Below are 22,599 nucleotides of genomic sequence, written 5' to 3' on the forward strand. Positions count from 1 at the left end.
AGGTTTAGGCCAACCTTAAAGGGGTGGGATGATGGGCCGATTAATCTCGATTGCGAGCGGGAAGGGTGGAACCGGGAAAACGACCACCACCGCGAACCTTTCTATAGCACTCGGCAAGATGGGCTACAAGGTTCTAGCGATTGACGCTGACCTAACGATGGCGAACCTGAGCCTTGTTATGGGAATAGACGATGCCGAGACGACGATTCACGACGTTCTGGCCGGAACGGCCCAGATTAACGATGCAATCTACGCGACGAGCTACGATAACGTTTACCTCGTTCCCGCGGCCGTTGACTGGGAACACGTCATAAGGGCCGACCCAAGGCGTTTGCCGGGCACGATAAAGCCCCTCAAGCCCCACTACGACTTCATTATCATCGATTGCCCGGCGGGGCTTCAGATGGACGCGATGAACGCGATGATGAGCGGGGAGGAGGTAATCCTCGTCACGAACCCGGAAATCTCGTGCATAACCGACACCATGAAGGTTGGAATCGTCCTCAAGAAGGCCGGTCTGGCCGTCCTCGGCTTCGTCCTCAACCGCTACGGCAGGAGCGACAACGACATTCCGCCGGACGTTGCCGAGGAGGTCATGGAGGTTCCGCTTTTGGTTGTCGTTCCGGAGGACCCGAAGGTCAGGGAGGCGACGCTTGAGGGAGTCCCCGTCGTCGAGTACGCCCCCGAGTCAGACGGCGCGAAGGCCTTCTACGAGCTGGCCGAGACGGTCGTGAGGATAGCGGGTTTCAAGGCGAGGGTGATGGGATGATTCTGGCCTTCATAGGCACCGCCGGGAGCGGGAAGACAACCCTAACGGCCGAGTTTGGAAAGTACCTCGAGGAGAACGGCTACTCGGTCTCGTACGTCAACCTCGACACGGGCGTTAGAAAGCTCCCCTACCGGCCGGACATCGATGTGCGCGACGACGTTACCGCCTGGAAGCTCATGGAAGAAGGTTTGGGCCCGAACGGGGCGATAGTCAGGAGCTACGACCTCCTCGTTCCGAAGGTCAATGACTACGCCGAAAGAATCCGGGAGCTCGACGGGAGAAGCGACTACGTTCTTATAGACACTCCCGGCCAGATGGAGACCTTCCTCTTCCACGAGTTCGGGGTAAAGCTCATGGAGGCCTTTCCCGACGCCCTCGGCGTCTACCTCTTCTCCCCGGAGATACTGAGGAAGCCGACCGACTTCTGCTTCGCGCTCTTCTTCGGCCTCATGATAGACCTCAGGCTCGGCATAACGACCGTTCCGGCGCTGAGCAAAATAGACACGGCCAGCGTTGACGAGCTGAGGAAGTACCTCGACGACGTTGAATACCTCACGGCGAGGCTCAAGCTCGAGCCTTCCACCCAAGGACTGCTCGCCTACAAGCTCTGCTCAACGCTTCCGGAGCTGGCCCCACCGACGAGGGTTCTCTACCTCTCGGCCAAAACGAGGGAAGGCTTCGACGAGCTTGAGACAGTGGCTTATGAGCATTACTGCACCTGCGGAGACCTGACGTGAACGAGCGTTCAGGAAACGCTCTTTTCCCTGCAAACTCTCCCAAGTGGAAAGGGCGAAGGCTTTTCTCCTCCCTCTCGAAGGAAGATGGGTGAGAGCATGTGCCTTATCGCCGGTGGAATCGGTGAGGTCAGGGAGAGGCTCATAAGGATGGCCTTAGCCGGAAAGCACCGCGGGCCAGACAGCTTCGGCGTCTGGACGGACGGGGGAGTTCTCAAGTCGAACGACTTCTCGAGGCTGGGCGAGGTTCCAGACGGAAAAATAGGCATCCTTCAGTGCAGATTAGCTATGACCGGTTCAAAAACCTTCACACAGCCCTTTGTTAACGAGTTAGCCCTCGTCCACAACGGCGAAATCTACAATCACATCCAGATTCGGAATTTCCTTGAGGGGAGGGGTGTTTCCTTCGAGAGCGACGTTGACACGGAGGTGATACTTCGCCTAATCGAGTTTTTGAAGGAAAGGGGTTTGAGCTTCCCCCACTCAGTCAAGGAGGCGATGCGCTGGCTTGAGGGCGACTACGCGGTGGCCTTCTCCGACGGAGAGAGGATTTATCTGTTCAGGGACCCGGTGGGGATAAGGCCCCTCTACTTCTCGCCCAACGGCTTCTTCGCCAGCGAGAAGAAGGTTCTCTGGGCGATTGGAGAGAGGGCAATTCCAGTCGAACCCGGTGAACTCGTCGTTCTGGGAGAAGGAATCCGGCGCGCGAGACTGTTCTCACTGGAGTGCCTGAAGGGAAAGACTCTCTCGGGTGAGAGCGTTCTAAAGGGACTTGAAAACGTCCTTGACTACGCGGTAAAGCTTAGGAGCTCCCAAAGGACGGGGATACTCTTCTCCGGCGGGCTTGACAGCACGCTCATCGCCTATCTTGCGTCGAGGCACTCGGACGTTGTTCTCTACACGGCAGGAACCGAGGACAGTCCGGATTTGGAGTGGGCGAGGAAGGTTTCCGACCACTTCGGCTGGGAGCTGAGGGAGAGGGTTTTCGACTTGGACGACGTTGAAGAGGCCATCAAAAAGGTCATCTTCGCCATAGAGGAACCGAACCCGATGAACCTCGCCATAGGGATTCCCCTCTACTTCGCCACCGGACTCGCTAAAAGGGACGGCGTAAAGGTTCTTCTGAGCGGGCAGGGGGCGGACGAGCTCTTCGGGGGCTACGCGAAGTACATCGAGAGGCCCGAGCTCATGTGGGAAGACCTGCTCAACATAGCCGAGCGGAACCTCGCGCGCGATGACAAGATAGCGATGCTCAACGAGGTCGAAGGGCGCTTCCCGTTCCTCTCGCTCCCGGTCGTCGGCATAGCCCTAAGGACTCCGGGCGAGCTCAAGATAGCAGGAGGGGAGAGGAAGGTAATCCTCCGGAGGCTTGCTTTAAGGCTCGGAGTCCCGGAGTGGATAGCGAACCGGGAGAAGAAGGCCATGCAGTACGGTAGCAGGGCGCAGAAGCTCCTTGAAAAGCTCGCGAAGAGGGAAGGACTCTCGCTGAGAGAATTTGCCGAAAAGCTCTTCCGCGAGACCTTTCCAAACGCTTTTTAACCCTTTTTCCAATCCGGACACATGAGAATCCTCATGGTCGGCCACTATCCACCTCACGGCGGGGGCGTCGCGAGGCACCTCGACAACCTCGTCCGGGAGTTGAGAAAGAGGCACGAGGTTCATGTTCTCACCTACGGCCCGGTCAAGCCGAGGGACTTCGAGAAGGACTTAGTTCATCAGGTCAGGGTTCCGCCGGTTTACGGGCTGAGGGGGACGAGCTTCGCATTCCTCGGCGCGGGGAAGATAGTGGAACTCCACCGGCGCTTCGGGTTCGATATAATTCACGCCCACTTCGTTGGAACGACCAGCTTCGCCGGCGTTCTGGCGAAGGAGAGGCTCAGCCTTCCGCTCGTGGTCACTGCCCACGGAAGCGATTTGGAGCACACTGCAAAGCTAACCCTCGGCCGGCTCTATGTCCGGAAGAGCCTTGAGATGGCGGACGCCGTTATAGCGGTCAGCCACTACCTCGCCAAGCTCGCCCAGAGACTTGGAGCAGAAAACGTCAGGGTAATCCCCAACGGCGTTGAAAGGCTGGAGGAAATCCCGGCGGAGAGGAGGTACATCACCTTTATCGGGGCATTCAGGGAGTACAAGTCGCCCGAAACCTTCATCGAGCTCGCGAGGCACTTTCCGGGGGAGGAGTTCCTCGTCGTCGGTGACGGTCCGCTGAGGAAGGAGCTTGAAGAGAACGCCCCGGGCAACGTCCGTTTCCTCGGATACAGGAAAGACGTGGACAGAATCCTGTCGGAAAGCAAGCTTCTCGTCCTCCCCTCGAAGAGGGAAGGCTTCGGCCTCGTGATTTTGGAGGCCAACTTCCTCGGTCTTCCGGCCATCGGAAGAAGGGTAAGCGCGATTCCAGAGCTGATACGGGAGGGAAAGAGCGGACTGACCTTTGAGAGCTTTGACGAGCTCGTTGAGGCCGTGAGAACGCTCCTCGAGCCGAAGGTGAACCGGAAGGTCGGGACAATTGGAAGGCGCGTCGCCCGGTTCTACTCATGGAAGAAGGTCGCGATTGAGGTTGAAGCCCTTTACGAGTCCCTCACGGGATAGGTTTTTAACGGCTTTTTTAGGGATTTCCACGGGTGAGAGCATGACGATTGTGATAAACATGCGAGACGGTCTGGATGAGAGGAAGATTAAGGTCGCCGGGAGGCTCATCATAGAGGGAAAGCTGGTCGCGTTTCCAACGGAGACGGTTTACGGTCTCGGTGCAGATGCGCTGAACGAAAACGCCGTGAGGAGGATTTTTGAGGCCAAGGGTAGGCCAGCAGATAATCCGCTCATAGTTCACATCGCAGATTTCAACGACCTTAAGAAGCTCGCGAGGGAGATTCCAGAGGAGGCCAAGCTCCTGGCGGAGAGGTTCTGGCCGGGGCCCCTAACGATGGTCCTGCCGAAGAGGGAAGAGGTTCCGCTCGTTACTACCGGCGGACTCGACACCGTTGCCGTGAGAATGCCGGCCCACCCGATAGCGCTCGCACTTATTAGGGCCAGCAAGCCTATATCTGCTCCTTCCGCCAACATAAGCGGAAAGCCGAGTCCAACCCTGGCGGAGCACGTGGTCGATGACTTCTACGGCAGGATAGAGGCGATAATCGACGGCGGACCAACGTGGGTAGGTGTCGAGTCGACGGTGATAGACCTAAGCTCCGAGAGGCCGACGCTCCTCAGACCCGGTGGCTTACCGCTGGAGGAGATTGAGAAGGTCATCGGCCCGGTCGAGATTCACCCTGCAGTTAAGGGGAAGGCCGTTGACCTCGCGAGGGCGCCGGGAATGAAGTACAGGCACTACTCGCCGAACGCTCCGGTTATAGTTGTCGAGGGGCCGAGGGAAAAGGTTAGAGAGAAGATTGAGGAACTCGTTGCGGAGTACCGCTCAAAGGGCTACCGCGTCGGCGTTATGGCCACCGAGGAGTTCGAGGCCGACGAGTTCTTCCACCTTGGAAAAACCCTTGAAGACGTTGCCAGAAACCTGTTCAGAGCCCTTAGGGAGCTCGACAGGCGCGGAGTGGACGTTATAATCGCCGAGGGAGTTGAAGAGCGGAGACTCGGGCTCGCGGTTATGAACAGGCTAAGGAAGGCTTCGGGTTACCGAATAATTCGCGCTTAGGCAACGCTTAAATATTGCTTTCGATTAAATCAACCCGATTCGAGTGGGCGGGGTGAGGACTTTGATTTCGCCGGGTATTGACTCTTCACCTGAGGAACTTGAGGAGCTCGGGTTCAAATACATAGACAATGGTAAAGCCAAGGATGGGCTCAAACTAATCCTTAGGGCAGCCAAGGGCTACGAGGCGAGAGGTGATAAGGAGAACGCCGCGAGACTGTACCGTTATCTGGGCTACTTCCTGGCCAAGCGGGCTGGAATCGAGAAGGCGAGACCTTCACTCCTCAAAAGCGCTTACCTCTACATAGACCTCATCGAGGAAGAGATTTCCAAGCCCGAGGTTGACATAGACGTTCTCGACGATTACTGCTTCAGCGTTCTTGAGGTCTTCGCTACCCTCAACGACACCCGCTTGCTTGGCAAGTACGCACTGGAGTTCGCCAGCATATACGAGGACCTCGGAAACTCCTACGAGGAGGCGAGTGACATACCTCTCGCGATAAGGGCCTACGAGTCGGCGTTCCGCTATTACCGGCTGGCGGGCTCTGAGGAAGAAGCAAGAAAGGTCGCGGAGAAGCTCATAAGCCTCTACGGCCAGATTGCTGAGGCAAAGCTTGGAGAAGGGGACGCAGGCGCGGCGGCAGATGCGTTTTACGAACTGGCACGCTACACGAAGGTCATATTCGGTTACGACGCCCACTTCAAGGAGATGATGGACACCGCCGCGAAGAACTACGAGAGGGCCAGCAAGCTGGCCTACTCCGAAGGAGACCTCGACGGAACCACGAGCTACCTCGTTAAGGCCCAGTACGCTTACCTGCTCGCTGGGAACAGCGGGAGGGCAAAGCTGATAGGCATCAACACCATCAGGATGCTCAACCAGGTCGTCAGCGCCCACCGCGCGTCCGGGGACGATAAGATGGCCTCCCAGAAGCTCATGGAGGTCACAGAGGCACTGATAGGTGTTGGAAAGGTCGAGGAAGCGATGAACGCCTACAAGAGTGCCCTCGAGTTGATGAGCGGACTTCACCACAGAACCCGGGTAAGGCTCGCGGTTGCGAAGGTCTACGCCTCTCAGAAAGGCTCAGTGGAGGTTCTCAATGAGGTTGACGTGGTGGAGTTCCACCTTAAGAAAAACAACCTTCCGAAGGCCTTCGAGGTCGCGGACAAGATACTCGAGAGCAGGGACGAGCTGACGGAGATAAGAAGGAAAATACTTGAAGCAGAGGGCATCACTGAGTTCTGAGCTCGGCCCTCGGAATCGGAACGTGGTAGGGGAGGCGCATCTCCTTTGCTATTACTATCAGCATCGGCGTGAGTTCCATTGATAGGAAGTTAACGACCTCAACGAGAAGGACGGAGTCCAGCTTCTTCTCGTCTTCCCACGCAGTAAGGATATCGTCAACCCTGTCCTTCTGGGGGGGCATGTACAGTATCGAGCCCTTTACGGAAGCCCTGGCTATCTGGGGGTTGTACTCAATCTGGTAATCGAAGAGAACCTCAATTCCGTTCATCTTCCCGGTTGGGGTCCTTATTTCACCGAGGCGGAGTTCCTCGATTTTCGGGGAGAGCTTGACCTCAATCTGTCCAGGGGGGATGTTCGACGTCAGCTTTTCCATCTCAACTTTCGTTATGTTGTATCCCAACACCGGCATCTTCTTTCACCACCCCGAAGTCAACAGGGTTGTATAAAACGCTATCGGTAGGCCTTTAAAAGTTCCCGCCGAAGTTCCGCCGATGCCGAGGGAAAAGGTAGTCCGCGTCTGGGACGAGAGGGAAATCATCTACACCCCAAAGAGATGGCGCTACCTCTGGGAGAAGCGCGAGAAGGCTTTGAAAATAATGGAGCGCCTGTCCCAGTTCGACCCCCTGCTCTACGGAAGCGTCGCAAGGGGTGACGTGAGGAGGGACAGCGACATAGACATCTTCATCCCGATTAGAGTTCCGAGCTACCTCATAGAGCTGGCCCTGGAAGGCCTCGTGAGGAGAAGGAAGATAGTCATGGCGACCCCCTGGCACCTGATAAAGGGCGTGATTGAGATTGACGAGGAAACGACGGTTACCTTTCCTCTAATCGAGCCGACCGACAGGGAGCTGGACTTCTACCGCTGGGGAGGGGCCGTTGATTTGTGGGGCGTCAAGACAAAGGAGCGCGTTCCGGGAGTAAATAAGAAGCTGATTCTGATAATCCCCACCGAAAGGGGACACATCGAGCGCGAAGTCGTTGGAAGGGAGAGCGAGGTGGCGAAAACCCTCGGCGTGAGCGTTGACATCGTTACCGAGCGCGTCCACGTCCTCACGAGGAGGGACGCGATTGGAAGGACAGGCATCTACCTCAACGAGGAGGTTCCGGACTGGATGACCTTTGAGGAGGCCTTGAAGATAATCGCCGACCGCGACCCGAACGTCCGGAGGAAGGTGCGGGAGCGGGGAGGGATTTAGCAACCCTTATATTCTTCTCCGAGAAATCAAGAATGGTGGGAACGTGGAGACTGTTGATTTGAAGGTTCCGAAAGAGCTTGAGAGGAAGGTTCGCCTGTACCTCCAGGAACTTGAAAAGAGGCGGGAGATTCTGAAAAAGACGGCAGGAATTCTGAAAACCCCAAAGCCAGCCAAGGAGCTCAAGGTGGAGCTGTATGAAGAGCTTTATGGTTGACTCGACGATTCTCGTAGAGCACCTGAAGGGAAACCCAGAGGCAACAGAAATACTCGAAGCGATTGTTGAGGAGAACGTGGCTGGATACATCAACGAAACTGTAGCGTCTGAAGTCATTTTTATCTACCTAAAGTTCACAACGGGCAGGAGTTTTAGAACGCTAAAGAAAAGGCCAGAACTCGTTAAAGCAGTTAGAAAAGAGCCAGTTTATGAGCTTCTCTCGCTGTTTCGGTTCCTCGAAACTAACGAGTTTATCTTCAACATATCAAAAGAGCTCATTGAGAAGTATGGCCTTTTGCCCAACGACGCCCTTATCGGTGCAACAGCGCTCTTCTACAAACTTGACGGGATAATAACCCTTGATGAGGATTTCACGGAGCTTGGCCGAAAAGAGAACCTCCACATCGTATCCTCGAAAGAGGAACTTTTGGGTCTCTTAGGTTAGCGCAGAAGCCATTCGGGAGTGTGCCAAATAATAGTCGTGGACTACATACAGTACAGCCCTTTATGAACCCTTATACCCCACGCCGTTCAAAAAGTAAGAGACTATTAGCAGACAAAAGGAGAAAAGGGATTCAATCCTGACAGCACTTCTCCTTCATGCTCGCGGGCAGAATCTCCTTGAAGCCCGTGTACTTCCAGAGGGCCTTCGGGAGCTTTACAACGCCTTCCTCCGTCTGGTGGTTCTCGAGTATAGCGACGATTGCCCTCGAAGTCGCTATCGCCGTCGAGTTGAGCGTGTGGACGAACTTCGGCTTCTCGTGGGTCTTGTCGCGGAAGCGTATGTTAAGCCTCCTCGCCTGCCAGTCGGTACAGTTGCTCGCCGAAACGACCTCCCTGAACTTGCCCTGGCCCGCCATCCAGGCCTCGATGTCGTACTTCTTAGCTGCAACGTAACCCAAATCGCCGGTACAGATGTTGACGACGCGGTAGGGAATCTCAAGCTCCTGGAATATCTCCTCGGCGTTGGCTATGAGCTTCTCGTGCCACTCCCAGCTCTCCTCGGGCCTCGAATAGACGAACTGCTCGACCTTGTGGAACTGGTGCACCCTGAAGATTCCCTTGGTGTCTTTTCCAGCCGTTCCGGCCTCTTTCCTGAAGCACGGTGAAACGCCGACGTAGAGGATGGGCAAATCTTTTCCGTCGAGGATTTCGTTGGCATGCATTCCGGCGAGCGGGTGCTCTGCCGTCGGAATCAGGTAGAGGTCCTCGCCCTCAACTTTGTAGATAACGTCCTCGAAGTCCTCGAAGGTGGTGGCACCTTCCTCGACGAAGCGACGCACCATGTAGGGCGGAACGACGGGGGTGAAACCTTTCTCGATGAGCTTGTCGAGGGCGAAGCGGATTAAAGCCAAATCCAGTATTACCAGCTCGTTGAGGAGGTAGTAGAAGCGCGAACCGCTCACCTTCGCGGCCCTTTCAAGGTCCGCACCGCGGAGGAGCTCAAGCATGTCAACGTGGAGCCTCGGCCTCCAGCTCAAAACCTCGTACTCCATCTTTCCGAGGCTCTGCTCCTTGAAGGTCTCAAGGAAGCCCTCCCAGACCTTGGCCTTGCCCCAGAACCTTATTGGCACGTTGTCCTCGTCGCTTTCACCGACGGGAACGCTCTCATGGGTGATGTTGGGCAGGCGCCAGAGGTAGTAGTCTATTTTCTTTCTCAGCTCTTCAACTTCCTTCTCAAGCTCCTCAATCTGCTTCACTATCTCGTTGCTCCTCGCGAGGAGGTCGTCTATCGGCTCTCCAGCCTTCTTGCGCTTGCCTATCTGTATGGCAAGCTGGTTGCGCTCCTTTCTGAGCTGGTTAATTTTCTTCAGGTTCTCGCGCCACTTCCTGTCGAGTTCAAGGATTTCGTCAATCCATTTGACCTTCTCGGTTTCGCCCCTCTTGATGAGGTCCTTTTTGACGACCTCGGGCTTTTCGCGGATGAGCTTTATGTCGAGCATAGCCAACACCTAACCAAAGAACGGGGAGGCCTTTAAAAAAGGTTTCCTAAGCTACACAACCACCTACACAAAAGCGCTATAAGAGCGCGCGCCGAAGTCCTCGGAGGGGCCGGCGCGATGAAGGTGGCTTACTCGTCGCTTCTCCACAGGTACGAGCGCCTCTACGAGAGGGCCCTTGAGGAGGGCAACGCGGGAAAGGCGCGTTTCTTCGCCCTCCAGTGCGCCGGCCTCTTGAGAAAGCTCGCATCCGAGGAGTTGCAGTTCTCGCACTACTACCTCAAGCTGGCCGAGGACTGGGAGAAGAAGGCAGAGAACGTCGAGGTTGATGTTAAAAAGCGCTCGAACGGTGTGGAGAGGCTAATCACTACCTCCAACGTAACCTGGGAGGACGTCGGCGGGCTGAAAGAAGCCAAAAAGCTCCTCGCCCAGGCCGTCGGAATGACTATGGCGAAGGTTCCAGGAGGCTTCAAGCCCTGGAGGGGAGTTTTACTCTTCGGCCCACCGGGGACGGGAAAGACGCTCCTTGCAAAGGCCCTCGCCGGCAGTATGAAGGCCACCTTCATAGGCGTCAAGGTCAGCGACGTCCTCAGCAAGTACTTCGGAGAGTCGAGCAAGATAGCGTCGTCAATCTACGCCCTCGCGAGGCAGAAGGCTCCAAGCGTCGTTTTCATAGACGAGTTCGATGCACTCGCAATGAAGCGCTCCTCAATGGAGGACGCCGGGCGGAGGCTCCTGGGAACAATTTTGGCCGAGATGGACGGCTTTCAGGACTCAGGGGGAGTAATCACGCTCGCCTCGACCAACGCACCCTGGGACCTCGACGAGGCCATGCTCTCCCGCTTCCCGCTCAGGATTTACGTGCCACTGCCGGATGAGGAAGGCGCGCGAGAAATCTTTGCAATTCACCTGAGGGGGCTTCCTCTTCGGGTAACGCTGGAATCCCTGGCGAGAGTGGCGGTGAAAAAGCTCTACTCGGGAAGGGAGATAGCGAACGCCTGCACCTTCGCGGTTCTCCACATGCTGGAGGAAATGAACCCCGAACTGAGCGACCCCCTAAAGGTGGGCTCGATAGCGGGAAAGGAACTCACGATAAGGCCTCTTGAGGCCAAGGACTTCCGCTACGCCTTCAAAAGGGTCAAGAGCCCCGTCAAGAGGGAACTGCTGAAGAAATACGAAAGGTGGGCAAAGGAGTACGGCGTTTAGCCGAAGAAGGTAACCTCAACCTCTTCCCCGGCCTCAAGTATCTCCACGTTCTCAGGAACCTCGATGAAGCCGTCCGCATCAATGAAGCTCGTGACGGCACCGCTCCCCTTGAGTATCGGAACGGCTTTCTCGCCCTCAATCCTCACCGGGAGGAACTGCCTCCTGCCCTTCACCGAGAAGACCTTGTGGGCGAGCCTCTTTTTCACCTTCCTGACCTCGCTCTCCCTTCCGATGAGCCTTCTCAGGAGCGGGGCGACGAGCAGGGTGAAGTTCGTCAGACAGCTCGTCGGGTAGCCGGGGAGGCCGAAGACGGGTTTTCCGTCTATCAGGCCGATTATCGTCGGTTTTCCAGGCTGAATCGCTATGCCGTGTATCTTAACCTCGCCGAGTTCCTCAATTATCGAGCTGGTCAAATCCCTTATCCCACCGCTCGCACCACCGCTGAGGATTACGATGTCACAGCACTCAACGCCCTTCTCTATCAGGGCCTTCAGGCTCTCGCGGTCGTCCTTCGCTATGCCGAGGAAAACCGCTTCACCTCCAAGTTCCCTGACGGCATCGGCTATGGCCCTCCCGTTGATGTCGTAAATCTGGCCCGGTTTCAACTCCTCGCCCGGAAGAACGAGCTCGTTCCCGGTGCTTATGACAGCAACCTTCGGTTTCCTGAAGACCGGAACCTCGGCAAATCCAACGGCAGAGAGCAGGGCGGTCTCCTTGAAGCCGAGCCTCGTGCCTTTCTTGAGGAGGAGTTTGCCCTTGGGTATGTCTGCCCCCGCCTTCATGACGCCCAGCCCTGGGTAGGCGGGCTTGTAGATGATTACCTCGTCGCCGTCCCGGTCAACGTCCTCGAACTGTATCACAGCATCGGCGCCCTTTGGTAGGGGCGCTCCGGTGGAGATGTAGACGCTCTCGCCGGGCTTCAGCTCGAAGTCTGGAGAGTCACCCGCGTTCACCTCGCCGATTACCTTGAGCCTGACGGGCTCGCTCTCGCTCGCCATGAAGGTGTCCTCCGCTCTAACCGCGTAGCCGTCAACGGTGGCCCTGTCAAAGGGTGGCACGTTTATCGGCGAAACGATATCTTCTGCAAGAACCCTGCCGAGGGCCTCGCCCAGAGGAACCCTCTCGACCTCAGGCTCGAGCGGAAAGGAGTCTATGACCTCAAGGGCCTTTTCAAGGGGCACAACCTTCAGGAACGCCATTATATCACCGGGAGAAAAGAAAACGCTGACGTATAAATGGGTTGCGTAAGCGGGAGTGTTTAACGGGAAAAGAAAAACTCACCACTCGTCCTCATCTTCCCAGTCTTCGTCCTCCCACTCTTCCTCCCAGTCCTCGTCCTCCCACTCCTCCAGCTCGAACTCCTCGTCGAGGAACTCCTCTTCCTCATCCACCACTTTCTTCTTCTTGGGTGGGTCCATACTCTCCCCTCGCCTGGAATTTGGTTCAATGGCCTATAAACTTTATTCCAAAAATTTAAAAGGTTCGGATGCTCCCGAGGGCACTTCGAAAAAGGTTTATATCCTCCGGGAGAAGTGAGAACCATGAGGGTTGCGATTGTCACAGGGGACGCGAGGGTTTACTACACCGCCACGAAGGTCCTGAGGGAGTACCATATCCCCTTCCTGAGCCTGCGCGTTGGCGAGAGGATTCCCTACGATGTTGAGGTCGTCCTGACGGGTGAGAGAGACAAGGTGGATTTCCCCGTCAAGGTCATCGTTCACGATGAGAACTTTATAGATGAGCTCCTCGCGAAGCTCGAAGGCAGGGAGAGGTTTAAGAACGTCTTCATCGCAATAGACCCCGGAGCGAGACCGGGTTTGAGCGTCGTGGCGGATGGAAGGGTTATAGAGGTTCACCGCCTCGGAAGCCCGAGGGACGTTGAAATCGTTGTTGACCTGCTTGAGAAGTATCCCGGTGCGAGAATAAAAATCGGCCACGGCGCTAAAAGACACAGGACGATGACCCTAAAAGCCCTCGGCGAGATGCTCGGCTACGATTACCCTATAATCGTCGTCAACGAGTTCAGAACGACGCCAAAAGTCGGCGGAATCGAAAGCTCTTCGGTCGTCGATATAGTTGCCTCAATCAACATCGGCCTGAGGGGCGGAAGGGAGACGACAATAGGGGAGCTCCTCGAGGTAAAAGAACCCACGAAAAGGGAAATCGAGGACATTAAAAGGAGGAGTAGAGAGCTGAGCGGTAACATAACAATTCCCTCAAGCCTCGCGAGGGAGGTTGCCCTTGGGAACCTGACCCTTGAGGAGGCGATTGAGCTTCACAGGAGGCGTTCAAGATGATATTCGGAAAGGAACCGGAGAAAGTTGATGAGGTTAAGCTCCGGGTTGCCGAGGCCCTGAAGAGGGACGTCGGCAGGGGCATAGTTCGCTTTGACAGGAAGTATCAGAAACAGCTTGACGTCGAGCCAGGTGACATCGTTGAGCTGGTCGGCGAGAAGACGACAGCGGCGATAGTGGCGAATCCGCACCCGGACGACAGGGGACTCGACATAATCAGGATGGACGGTTACATCAGAAGGAATGCCGGCGTGAGCATAGGCGACTACGTGACGGTGAGAAGAGCTGAGGTGCAGGAAGCGAAGAAAGTAGTGCTTGCACCGGCCCAGAAGGGGGTTTTCATCCAGATTCCAGGGGATTTGGTCAAACAGAACCTCCTCGGCAGGCCCGTCGTCAAGGGTGACCTCCTCGTCGCGAGCAACAGGAGCGAGACCTACTACGGCGGTTCTCCCTTTGACGACCTACTGCGCGGTATATTTGAGGCGATGCCACTCGGCTTCGGCGAACTTAAGTTCGTTGTGGTCAGCACCGTCCCAAAGGGAATCGTCCAGATAACCTACAACACCGAAGTGGAGGTTCTCCCCCAGGCCGTTGAGGTCCGCGAGGAGAGCATTCCTGAGGTCACCTATGAGGACATCGGTGGCCTGAGCGACGCGATTCAGAAGATTCGCGAGATGGTCGAGCTTCCGCTCAAACACCCGGAGCTCTTCGAGCGTCTTGGCATAGAACCGCCGAAGGGGGTCCTCCTCTACGGCCCGCCAGGAACCGGTAAGACCCTACTCGCCAAGGCCGTCGCCAACGAGGCAAACGCCCACTTCATAGCTATCAATGGGCCGGAGATAATGAGCAAGTTCTACGGCGAGAGCGAGGAGAGGTTGAGGGAGATTTTCAAGGAGGCCGAAGAAAACGCTCCGAGCATAATCTTCATCGATGAGATTGACGCGATAGCACCGAAGAGGGAGGAGGTTGTTGGGGAGGTAGAGAAGAGGGTTGTTTCCCAGTTGCTGACGCTGATGGACGGTCTGAAGAGCAGGGGCAAGGTAATCGTCATCGCAGCAACCAACAGGCCGGACGCGATTGACCCCGCACTGAGGAGACCCGGGCGCTTCGACAGGGAAATAGAGGTTGGCGTCCCGGACAAGCAGGGCAGAAAGGAGATACTCCAGATACACACCAGAGGAATGCCCCTTGAGCCGGACTACGACAAGGCCACTGTCCTCAGGATTCTACGGGAGATGAAATCCAAGGCGTCCTTTGATGGAAAGAAGCTCGAGTCTCTGATTCGCAGGGTTGAGGATGCAAAGGATGAAAGAGAGGTCAAGGAGGCCCTCAAGAGCGAGGGTGAAGTCTACGCTGAAGTGCGGAGCAGACTCATCGACAAGATGCTCGAGGAGATTGCCGACAAGACCCACGGGTTCGTTGGAGCGGACCTCGCGGCGTTGGCCAGAGAAGCCGCGATGGTCGTCCTGAGGAGACTGATAAACGAGGGCAAGATAAGTCCCGAGCAGGAGAAGATACCGCCGGAGGTCCTTCAGGAGCTCCGCGTCAGGAAGGAGGACTTCTACGAGGCCCTCAAGATGGTCGAGCCGTCGGCACTCAGGGAGGTTCTCATAGAGGTTCCCAACGTCCGCTGGGACGACATTGGAGGTCTCGAAGACGTTAAGCAGGAGCTCAGGGAGGCAGTAGAATGGCCCCTCAAGTACCCGAAGGCGTTCGAAAGACTTGGCATAACCCCCCCAAGGGGCATACTCCTCTACGGCCCGCCTGGAACTGGTAAAACGCTACTCGCCAAGGCAGTAGCGAACGAGAGCGAGGCCAACTTCATCGGAATCCGCGGGCCGGAAGTTCTGAGCAAGTGGGTCGGCGAGAGCGAGAAGAGAATAAGGGAGATATTCAGGAAGGCCCGCCAGGCGGCTCCAACGGTGATATTCATCGACGAGATTGACGCGATAGCGCCCGCGAGAGGTGCCGAAGGCGACCGCGTTACGGACAGGCTCATCAACCAGCTGTTAACTGAGATGGACGGCATAGAGAGGAACAGTGGCGTCGTTGTTATAGCGGCAACGAACAGGCCCGACATACTCGACCCAGCCCTGCTGAGGCCCGGACGCTTCGACAGGCTCGTGCTCGTTCCAGCGCCCGACGAAAAGGCCAGGCTGGAGATACTGAAGGTTCACACGAGGCGCGTTCCGCTCGCGAAGGACGTCAACCTTGCCGAGCTCGCCAAGAAGACCGAAGGTTACTCCGGAGCTGACATTGAAGCCCTTGTCAGGGAAGCGGCGCTCATAGCGATGCGCAGGGTCATGCGCGAACTGCCGAGCGAGCTCGTTGAGAGCGAGAGCGAGGAGTTCCTCGAGAAGCTCAAGGTCTCGAGGAGGGACTTCGAGGAGGCCATGAAGAAGGTCAAGCCCAGCATAACACCCTACATGATTGATTACTACAAGAACTTCGAGGAGGGCAGAAAGAGGAAGCCCGAGAGGGAGCGCGGGGGTGTGGACTACTATACGTTCTGAGTATCTCAGCTAAATGTTTTTACTTATTATAATTTTTGCAGGATTCCTTTGGATTAAAAAAGGTTAACGATTTAAGCAAATCTCAACAAATAACAATGATGGATGAAATCAAACTGCTTCGAGGGATTGCTTCAATTGCCATTATAGTCGCTATCACCCTTGGGTTAGGGTTTGCTGTCCCGGATATTACCGTCCACACACAACCCATCGGTTACGGGAACTGTTACTTACAAAGCCCAATTTCTTGGGCAACGATTTCACTGGAATGGAACAAAACGGGAAGTATAATACAAACCTGGACGTTAGCGGGTGCCACAGTTATATTCTCGAATAATGTCGTTGGAACTGTCAATCTCACAGTCAAGCTTGTAATCTATGGGTACAACATAAATACAGGGGGTTTTTCTAACGATACAATACTTGCAACTTTCACTTCAAAAACAGGGGTTAATTCAGGGACGGTGTATGAGCTCTCCTTAAACTCAACCCCTTCGTACATAGTATCTGCACTCTTTCGCATTCCAGCCCCTCAAGTGAGAAATGCCACGGGAATAATTCTCGGTGGAGAAACATCATGTGTTGGAAAGATTGGGGTTGTTATTTCGGGCATTGGAGTAGGTTCCTCAAGCTATGTGCCTCCTCCCGTGAACATAACCCAAATCAATGTAACCGTGAACAATACCAACAACCCGGGGCTGAAGGATTACGTAGTGAACTTCACACTATCCCCCCTGTGTATACCCAATATCTCTAAGGTGTACATAACGGATTCCTCAGGCAACCCTCTGTATTTCTGGGCCTTCAACGATTCAACAAATGGAAAAATTTGGTTTTGGGTAAACTACACAGTCCCCGCAAACTCCATTGAACAGTTAGTCGTTCACATAAACGGAACAGGCATTAGTCAATATTTTGACCCATATCGCGTGTTCTGGTACTTTAATGACACCCAAATATCATTGAGGGGGAGGTTCATTAGAGGACAAACGTATCTTGTAAATTACAATACGTATAACTTCATACAATCGGGATACCCCGGATACGCAATGGATACCAATGCCACATTAGGAAAGCCCTCTTTGGGAAGTATAGTTTTACCTACATGGCTTGGCCCATACTTCATCCCCGTCGTAGATAATAATACTGGATACTACTACGGATTGGGGGCCACTGGAAATGATTCAATATATGTAGTCCAGGGAAGCACCCCAGACAGTGTTAACAATGGAGGTTCACCGGTGGGAACCCTACCCTCCTGGGGACCGGGAATTTATTCAATAGTTAACTACCTCTATAATGGCAGTGTGCACACTAAAGTGTATTTTGAAATGTTCGGGTTCATTAATGGTTACTGGGATAGCAGTCTAAGTTTAAGCCAATACCTTATCCTTGGACAACGTTATGGAGGACCAAGCATATACGACTGGATTGGGTTAAGACCCATAGCAAATCCCTCCCCAAAAGTTACAATCCCATCTGACTGTGGAGCAAGTATAGGTGGTGGAGAATACACTTTCACTATCTACTTCCGGCCTTGATACCACTCCACCGTCTTCTTAAGTCCCCCTTCGAGGCTCCACTCGGGCTCGAAGCCGAGCTTCTTGATTTCCGTTATGTCAGCGAGACTGTGCCTTATGTCGCCGGGCCTTGGTTTGTCAAAGACTATCGAGCTCGTCGTCCCGGTTATCTCGATAATTTTCATCGCGAGTTCGAGAATGCTCGTCTGCTTTCCGGTTGCGACGTTGAAGACCCTTCCATTCGCTTTCTTGCTCTCGGCCACGAGAATGTTCGCCCTAACGACGTCCTTCACGTAGATGAAGTCGCGCGTCTGCTTGCCGTCACCGAAGATTACAAGGGGCTCTCCGGCCAGGGCCCTGTTGATGAAAATGCTTATCACTCCCGCGTACTGGTTAAAGCCCTGCCTCGGCCCGAAGACGTTGAAGTAGCGGAGAGAAACCACAGGTAAACCGTAGAGCTTGTGATAAACGCGAAGGTACTCCTCTACCGTCGCCTTAGTCACGCCATAGGGTGAGAGCGGTCTCGGCCGTTCCGTTTCCTTCAGCGGAAGGTTGGGGTTGTCACCGTAGACCGCAGCCGAGGATGCGAATATCAGCTTTCCGTGCCCATCAAGAAGAGCCCTGAGGATGTTGAGGGTTCCAAGGACGTTGACTTCCTCTGTGAAAATCGGGTCGCGTATGCTCTCGACGACGCTCACCTGTGCCGCCTCGTGGAAGACGTAGTCGGCGTTGCTTATCAGCTCGGCTATCGCCTCGTAGTCCCTTATGTCGGCCTTAACCAGCTTTGCACCAGGCGGGATGTTCTCGGCTTTTCCGGTGTAGAGGTTGTCAATAACGATGACATCGTTATCCTTGACCAGCTCCCAGGCTATGTGCGAACCTATGAAGCCGGCTCCCCCGGTGACGACGATTAGCTTGTTCCTCATGTTCAACCCCAGGGAAGTAGAACAGGGCCCCTTAAGTTTCTTTCTCCGAGTAACTCATCCTGAGCTTCACGGCCTTCATCAGGTCCTCCTTCGTAGGGGGCCTCTCGGGAACGTTTGAATAAGCATTAACGAGGTCGTTTATGATAATGATTAGTTTTTCAAGGATGTCCTTGCTCTTGTTCCAGGGCGTTGCGTAGCGGAACTCGATAATCTCCGCAAGGTCGTCCAAGGTGAACTCGCAGATTACCTTCTCGCTGGGACACTCAACGAGAAGCAACTTGCCGTTTTCCAGGACAACCTTAACGTCAACCTTGGGGGCCTTCACCATTGGGCATCACATTACTACATTGGGCACCAACGTACTTTAAGGTTGTGCTCCGTAGCGTTGAAACTTCGGGGCCAGGGGAACACTAAATTGACATTGTAATGTCAACTTCGAAACCATTATAAGGCCCTTATTGACTTAAACGTTGGTAAGGAGCCATGCCGAGCTACATCGTTGTTGGCGGTCAATGGGGAGACGAGGGAAAAGGTTCAATCATAGCATACCTTGCCCTGAAGGACGAGCCCGAAGTCATAGCACGCGGCGGCGTTGGGACGAACGCGGGACACAGCGTTTTTATCAACGGGAAGAAGTACGCGGTGAGACAGCTTCCCACGGGTTTCATGCAAACAAAGGCGAGGCTTCTCGTCGGTGCCGGCGTTCTCGTTGACCCGGAGGTTTTCTTCCACGAGCTTAAACACCTCAGTGACTTCAACGTCGCCGAGAGGGTTGGAATAGACCACCGTTGCGCGATAATCGAGGAGAAGCACAAGCAACTCGACCGCTCCAACAGCCACCTACATGAGAAGATAGGAACGACGGGGAGTGGTTGTGGGCCCGCTAACGCTGATAGGGTCATGAGGAAGGCGAAGCTCGCGAGAGATATTCCGGAGCTCAAGCCCTACCTGACAGACGTCGCCCAGGAAGTGAACGATGCGCTCGACGAGGGGAAGCTTGTCCTCATCGAGGGAACCCAGGGGTTCGGGCTGAGCCTCTACTACGGCACCTACCCCTACGTGACCTCCAAGGACACCACAGCCTCAGCAATAGCGAGCGACGTCGGAATAGGCCCGACGAGGGTTGACGACGTCATAGTGGTCTTCAAGAGCTTTCCGACAAGGGTTGGAGCCGGACCATTCCCGACGGAGATGAGCCAGGAGGAAGCGGAAAAGCTCGGTCTCGTCGAGTACGGAACCGTAACCGGCAGGAGAAGGCGCGTCGGCTGGTTCGATTTCGAGTTCGCCCGCTACTCCGCAAGAATCAACGGAGCGACGATGCTCGCTTTGACGATGCTCGACAAATACGATAGGGAAGCCTTCGGCGTAACCGATTACGATAAACTGCCGAAGAGGGCGAAGGAGTTCGTGGAGGAAATAGAGGAGAGAGTTGGAGTTCCGGTTGGACTCATAAAGACCGGGCCCGAGCTGGAGCACATCATCGACAGGCGAGACGTCATTTGACGGCGTACTTGCCCTCGACCTGGGCCAGCTTGAGCTTTGAGGTGATGCCACTTCCCGGAACGAAATCATGCTCGATTAGCTCCCCTGTGAGGGTGTTGTACTTGCCGAAGTAGATTCCCCTCCTTCCGACTCCTTTTATTCCCGCGTAGCCCTCCTCAAGGTTGTGCGCTATCCACTCAACCTCTATGGTGTCCCCGTAGCTCTTCTTCACGAACTCCGTGAAGGCCTTGGTTATGACGCTCTCGATGTACTGGTAGTCAAAGTCGAGGACCTCTCCGCTCGTCCTGTGAACCGTCAGCCGTCCAAAGGCCTTCACACCGGTAAATTCAACCTCCCAGTGGTCGGACAGCTTGAGGCCTTCAATTGAGGGGCTCGGCTCGACTTCGCGGATTTTGGAGAGCGCAATTTCCTCAACGACCTCCTTTTTGAGGAAGCGGTCGAGTTCCTGAATTTCGCCGGAGCGGGAGACGAAGACCTTAACGACGTCCCTGTCGCCCTCAAGGGTGAGTGTAAACCCTTTCTCAACCTCCTCGGTGAAGAGGACACTGTAACGGCGGTACTTCCTGACCGCGAGTTCAACCGCCACACTGGAACCTATTTCAAGGGCCGTCTCAAGGATTTCCCCGGTCTCACCGTCGTATGCTAAGTACGCCCTGAGGCCGTTGCCTTCAAACTCGGCCCTGACGACCTCGTGGTCCATAACCTGACAGGACTTCAGCTCAAGGTCTTTGACGACATCCAAAATTTCACCCGCGGTCTTCCTAAGGAACTCCTCGGGAGAACCCAGGTTCCTTGTGTCAACGATTTCACCCGTCTTCTGGTCGAGTTTCAGGACGAGAACCCTTCCGTTGGCCAGAATGTCAACGAAGACAGCACTGGGGCGCCTCTCAACGCCTATGACATGCCCATCGCTGTACTTTGAAAGAACGACCTCGAGCATTGCCTCCTCGGTGAGGACGGGCTGGAACCTCCTGACGCTTCCGCTGTAAGAGTTCAGCTCTATCTCGAAGAGATACCTCCTGGCCTTGCCCCTCATCAGGGTAAAGCGTCCCCTGCGGACGATTTCCAGGGTAAGGGGCTCTTCACCGAGTTCAGCCCTGACGCGCTCCCTCGCCAGCTTAACGAGCTCTTCCTCGCCGAGGGGCTCTCCCTCAGCACTCACGCGACCGACCGTGAAGTCGAAGGAAACCCTAACAGTTCTGGGCCCAATGGAGAAGAGGATTACCGCGCCCTCGGGCACGTAGGCTTTCCTTGAGTGAAGAACCCGCAGGTCGAGCCATCCCTTTCTAACGGCCTCCTCAACGACGGGCTTCGTTGGGTCCGTTTCCTCCCCGACCTCCACTTCCGTCGCCAGAACGGTTGCAACGTCCTCCAGGAGAACCTTCATCGCAAGGCCCTTGAGCTCACCGTCAACGTTCAGTACGACCTTTTTCCCATCATAAAACGCCTTACCGCTCTCGTTTTCCCTCGACCACGAGACGACGTAGACGGGTTTGAACTTCAGTTTTAGACCCTCAAGCTTGATTTCCTCCGGCCGAACGCTGAACTTGTAGGACACGACCCGCTTTGCCTCGTCCACGAGCTTTTGGGACGAGACCGGCTCCACAAGTGGGCCGTCGAGGACAAACTCTTTCAGCTTCTCCGGCCTCTCGCGCTCGGGAAGGAACTTCTCAAGAAGGGTTTTCGGCGGTTCAATCTCGTAGCGGTTGAAAGCCTCGGCAAGCCATTCGGGTCCGAGCACGGTAACACCGTCGAGACCGTAGTCAAGCCCGTCAAGGGTTATCAGGACAACCCTCCCGTGCCCGGACAGTGCCTTTTCAAGCCAGTCCCTCCGGGGTTTTCCGCGCAATAATGCAACGGCAAGCGTTTCCTTTCCGTGGAACGGGTCCTCCCTCTCGCCGGTGACTATCACGAGGCGCGATTTACCTCTTCTCTTGTACTCCCTCCCGGTTTCATTAAAGCCGGCCCTGTTAAGGAGCTCGGCAAGGCCTTCCACTATGAAATCCTCGGGTGCAAGCAGTATTATCGAAGGTTCCCAGGGCATAGTGACTCCCCGTAAGAATTCGGTGGGGAGGGATAAATAGTTTATGGCACGTAAAAAGGGGTTAATAATCACTTCGAGTAAGCCCTATCCACGAGCCATCTAACGATTGTCCTGTGAAAGTCATCCGCCCACTCGGGGTCATCGAATATCTCGTGGTAGGCTCCCTCAAATTCCCGGAGCGTTTTGTCTTTCACCTTAAGCCTTTCAAAGAGCCTTCTTGAGCCTTCAGGGGGCGTTATCACGTCCCCGGTTCCAACGAGCAGGAGAACCGGGACTTCTATTCTCTCCACTTCAAGGTGCGCCAGCTCCATGTTAACGAAGATGCTCCTTCCGAGCTTCGCCGAAATCCTGTCGTGGACGAGCGGGTCCTCAACGTACCTCCTCACGGCATCTTTGTTCCTTGAGAGAAGTTCAGGTTTTATGCCGTTGGAGAGAACAAGGCCGGGGGCGACCTTTCCGAGGAACTTCGCGAGGGCCACCATAAAGCCCGGCGTTTCCGGACTCTTAGCGAGGGCTGGAGACGAAGCTATTACTCCCCTAATCTTGTCGGGTCTCGTCTCAGCGTATCGGATAACGGTCAAACCGCCGAGACTGTGGCCGAAGAGAAAAGGCTTCTCACCTAATTCCTCAATTATGTAATCAATTATTTCCATAGCTTCCTCGACGCTCGTGTGCCCTCTCTTGCCAGGACTCTTGCCGTGTCCGGGCCAGTCGAAGGTGTAAACCGCGAAGCCGGCCTCGTTGAGCTCCCTAATCAGTCGTTCGTACCTTCCGCTGTGCTCCCCAAGGCCGTGAACGAGGACGACCCAACCGAGCTCCGGTTCGCCGAACTTTTCCCTGTAAACCTCCAT

The 22,599-nt window shown here is 55.2% G+C and carries 22 protein-coding genes; 14 read left to right on the forward strand and 8 right to left on the reverse strand.

All coding sequences use genetic code 11. The features are described 5' to 3' along the window. Positions 1-31 precede the first annotated feature (31 nt). The 6 genes from minD (at position 32) to E3E28_RS00175 (ending at position 6,395) form a co-directional block, all read left to right on the forward strand. Entirely contained in the window at positions 32-769 is a 738-nt protein-coding gene (minD, locus tag E3E28_RS00150; RefSeq protein WP_167913564.1) for a cell division ATPase MinD, read from the forward strand. Then, positions 766-1,506 (forward strand): ATP/GTP-binding protein, encoded by a 741-nt coding sequence (locus E3E28_RS00155; protein ID WP_167913565.1) that lies wholly within the window; start codon positions 766-768, stop codon positions 1,504-1,506. Before minD ends, E3E28_RS00155 begins: the two co-directional genes overlap by 4 nt. Positions 1,507-1,602: 96 nt before the next feature. After that, on the forward strand, positions 1,603-3,042 hold the full coding sequence (gene asnB, locus E3E28_RS00160; RefSeq protein WP_167913566.1) for an asparagine synthase (glutamine-hydrolyzing): 1,440 nt from the start codon (positions 1,603-1,605) through the stop codon (positions 3,040-3,042). A gap of 21 nt (positions 3,043-3,063) precedes the next feature. Beyond that, complete coding sequence (locus E3E28_RS00165) at positions 3,064-4,092, forward strand: glycosyltransferase family 4 protein (RefSeq protein WP_167913567.1); 1,029 nt, start codon at positions 3,064-3,066, stop codon at positions 4,090-4,092. 40 nt (positions 4,093-4,132) lie between these two features. Then, complete coding sequence (locus E3E28_RS00170) at positions 4,133-5,152, forward strand: L-threonylcarbamoyladenylate synthase (protein WP_167913568.1); 1,020 nt, start codon at positions 4,133-4,135, stop codon at positions 5,150-5,152. Positions 5,153-5,213: 61 nt separating this feature from the next. Next, a complete protein-coding gene (locus E3E28_RS00175) occupies positions 5,214-6,395 on the forward strand; it encodes a hypothetical protein (RefSeq protein WP_167913569.1) in 1,182 nt (393 codons plus the stop codon). On the opposite strand, the gene E3E28_RS00180 is transcribed toward E3E28_RS00175, so the two are convergent. Next, positions 6,382-6,804 carry a hypothetical protein gene (locus E3E28_RS00180; RefSeq protein ID WP_167913570.1) on the reverse strand — a complete coding sequence of 141 codons (423 nt, stop codon included), beginning with the start codon at positions 6,802-6,804 and terminating at the stop codon, positions 6,382-6,384. The two genes, E3E28_RS00175 and E3E28_RS00180, sit on opposite strands and share 14 nt — an antisense overlap. 82 nt (positions 6,805-6,886) lie before the next feature. On the opposite strand from E3E28_RS00180, the gene E3E28_RS00185 reads away from it, so the two are divergent. Genes E3E28_RS00185 through E3E28_RS00195 form a run of 3 tightly spaced genes read left to right on the forward strand, consistent with a single transcriptional unit; the run spans position 6,887 to position 8,250 of the window. After that, entirely contained in the window at positions 6,887-7,591 is a 705-nt protein-coding gene (locus E3E28_RS00185) for a nucleotidyltransferase domain-containing protein (RefSeq protein WP_167913571.1), read from the forward strand. 43 nt (positions 7,592-7,634) lie between these two features. Beyond that, the gene (locus E3E28_RS00190) at positions 7,635-7,805 is read left to right on the forward strand and encodes a hypothetical protein (protein WP_014122469.1); all 171 of its coding nucleotides are present in this window, start codon (positions 7,635-7,637) and stop codon (positions 7,803-7,805) included. Continuing rightward, positions 7,786-8,250 carry a type II toxin-antitoxin system VapC family toxin gene (locus E3E28_RS00195; protein ID WP_167913572.1) on the forward strand — a complete coding sequence of 155 codons (465 nt, stop codon included), beginning with the start codon at positions 7,786-7,788 and terminating at the stop codon, positions 8,248-8,250. Before E3E28_RS00190 ends, E3E28_RS00195 begins: the two co-directional genes overlap by 20 nt. 130 nt (positions 8,251-8,380) lie before the next feature. On the opposite strand, the gene serS is transcribed toward E3E28_RS00195, so the two are convergent. Beyond that, positions 8,381-9,748, reverse strand: coding sequence for a serine--tRNA ligase (serS, locus tag E3E28_RS00200; RefSeq protein WP_167915039.1), 1,368 nt, complete (start codon positions 9,746-9,748; stop codon positions 8,381-8,383). 117 nt (positions 9,749-9,865) lie between these two features. Here serS and E3E28_RS00205 point away from each other — a divergent pair, with 117 nt between their 5' ends. Further along, positions 9,866-10,951: a 26S protease regulatory subunit gene (locus tag E3E28_RS00205; RefSeq protein WP_167913573.1), complete on the forward strand. Its 1,086-nt coding sequence runs from the start codon at positions 9,866-9,868 to the stop codon at positions 10,949-10,951. Here E3E28_RS00205 and glp read toward each other — a convergent pair. Continuing rightward, positions 10,948-12,150, reverse strand: a complete 1,203-nt coding sequence (gene glp / locus E3E28_RS00210; RefSeq protein WP_167913574.1) for a gephyrin-like molybdotransferase Glp — start codon at positions 12,148-12,150, stop codon at positions 10,948-10,950. The two genes, E3E28_RS00205 and glp, sit on opposite strands and share 4 nt — an antisense overlap. Positions 12,151-12,228: 78 nt before the next feature. Beyond that, on the reverse strand, positions 12,229-12,369 hold the full coding sequence (locus tag E3E28_RS00215) for a hypothetical protein (protein WP_156927381.1): 141 nt from the start codon (positions 12,367-12,369) through the stop codon (positions 12,229-12,231). A gap of 123 nt (positions 12,370-12,492) precedes the next feature. Here E3E28_RS00215 and E3E28_RS00220 point away from each other — a divergent pair, with 123 nt between their 5' ends. The 3 genes from E3E28_RS00220 to E3E28_RS00230 all read left to right on the forward strand — a co-directional run bounded on the left by E3E28_RS00220 (position 12,493) and on the right by E3E28_RS00230 (position 17,296). Next, the gene (locus E3E28_RS00220; RefSeq protein ID WP_167913575.1) at positions 12,493-13,248 is read left to right on the forward strand and encodes a hypothetical protein; all 756 of its coding nucleotides are present in this window, start codon (positions 12,493-12,495) and stop codon (positions 13,246-13,248) included. Then, entirely contained in the window at positions 13,245-15,758 is a 2,514-nt protein-coding gene (locus E3E28_RS00225; RefSeq protein WP_167913576.1) for a CDC48 family AAA ATPase, read from the forward strand. Before E3E28_RS00220 ends, E3E28_RS00225 begins: the two co-directional genes overlap by 4 nt. A gap of 98 nt (positions 15,759-15,856) precedes the next feature. After that, positions 15,857-17,296: a hypothetical protein gene (locus tag E3E28_RS00230; RefSeq protein ID WP_167913577.1), complete on the forward strand. Its 1,440-nt coding sequence runs from the start codon at positions 15,857-15,859 to the stop codon at positions 17,294-17,296. Here E3E28_RS00230 and E3E28_RS00235 read toward each other — a convergent pair. Beyond that, a complete protein-coding gene (locus tag E3E28_RS00235) occupies positions 17,281-18,201 on the reverse strand; it encodes an SDR family oxidoreductase (RefSeq protein ID WP_167913578.1) in 921 nt (306 codons plus the stop codon). The two genes, E3E28_RS00230 and E3E28_RS00235, sit on opposite strands and share 16 nt — an antisense overlap. A gap of 31 nt (positions 18,202-18,232) precedes the next feature. Then, complete coding sequence (locus E3E28_RS00240; RefSeq protein WP_167913579.1) at positions 18,233-18,526, reverse strand: hypothetical protein; 294 nt, start codon at positions 18,524-18,526, stop codon at positions 18,233-18,235. A 158-nt stretch (positions 18,527-18,684) separates the two neighbouring features. On the opposite strand from E3E28_RS00240, the gene E3E28_RS00245 reads away from it, so the two are divergent. Further along, a complete protein-coding gene (locus E3E28_RS00245) occupies positions 18,685-19,704 on the forward strand; it encodes an adenylosuccinate synthetase (RefSeq protein ID WP_167913580.1) in 1,020 nt (339 codons plus the stop codon). On the opposite strand, the gene E3E28_RS00250 is transcribed toward E3E28_RS00245, so the two are convergent. Next, positions 19,697-21,748 (reverse strand): hypothetical protein, encoded by a 2,052-nt coding sequence (locus E3E28_RS00250; protein ID WP_167913581.1) that lies wholly within the window; start codon positions 21,746-21,748, stop codon positions 19,697-19,699. The genes E3E28_RS00245 and E3E28_RS00250 overlap by 8 nt on opposite strands. 68 nt (positions 21,749-21,816) lie before the next feature. Continuing rightward, the gene (locus tag E3E28_RS00255; RefSeq protein WP_167915040.1) at positions 21,817-22,599 is read right to left on the reverse strand and encodes an alpha/beta hydrolase; all 783 of its coding nucleotides are present in this window, start codon (positions 22,597-22,599) and stop codon (positions 21,817-21,819) included.

Source organism: Thermococcus sp. 21S9, from assembly GCF_012027635.1.
Classification (GTDB): domain Archaea; phylum Methanobacteriota_B; class Thermococci; order Thermococcales; family Thermococcaceae; genus Thermococcus.